Raw genomic sequence first — 705 nt, 5'->3', positions numbered from 1 at the left:
CATGGACGGACGAGATTTCTTGTACAAGCGCCTTAAATTTGGCTTCTTTATGGGTATAAATCCGGTGGGGATGGTCGATCCGTGTGTTTGGCCGGTTCGGCGGAATTTGCACGACCTGCAGCCCATAAATATCTTCGAATTCCATTGCGGAAGCGTGTGCGGTAGCCGTCATTCCGCAAATCTTCGGATATAGGCTAAGGAAGTGTTGAAGGGTGATCGTACCGAGAATTTTCCCGCCGACGTTCGACTGCAGCCCTTCTTTAGCCGCAAGCGCGGCTTGTAGCCCGTCCGGCAAATGCCTGTTTTCTGCCACGCGGCCGGTATATTCGTCGATCAGCTCGATTTTACCGTCCCGGACAATGTAATCGACGTCTTTTTTCAATAACGATTCTGCGTGCAGCGCGCAATTTAATGACATTAACAATTGACTATTATGGCTTTTGTACAAATTGTCGCATCCCATCAGCATTTCTGCTTTAGCAGAGCCCACTTCATTCAAATAAACATTTCGCTTGAACTCGTCGAATTCGTAGTGCTCATCTTGTTTGAGCTGCCTAGCCACTGCTGCGAAACGAATGCCGTCATTATCGGAAGAGCCTGACTCACCTGCGATGACTAGCGGCACCCGCGCTTCGTCGAGAAGCAGGGAATCCGCTTCGTCGACGATGACGTAATGGAAAGGACGATGCACGGTATCGGCTTCGC

The 705-nt window shown here is 50.2% G+C and carries 1 pseudogene; it reads right to left on the bottom strand.

Going from position 1 to position 705, the window contains the following annotated elements:
* Positions 1-705, bottom strand: a pseudogene (locus L693_RS27965) (accessory Sec system translocase SecA2); the annotation flags it as partial.

It is taken from the genome of Paenibacillus sp. 1-18 (assembly GCF_000520755.1).
GTDB classification, from domain to species: Bacteria; Bacillota; Bacilli; order Paenibacillales; family Paenibacillaceae; genus Paenibacillus; species Paenibacillus brasilensis.
The sequence above is the reverse complement of the archived record's forward strand: the minus strand, read 5'-3'. Positions and strand labels throughout refer to the sequence as shown.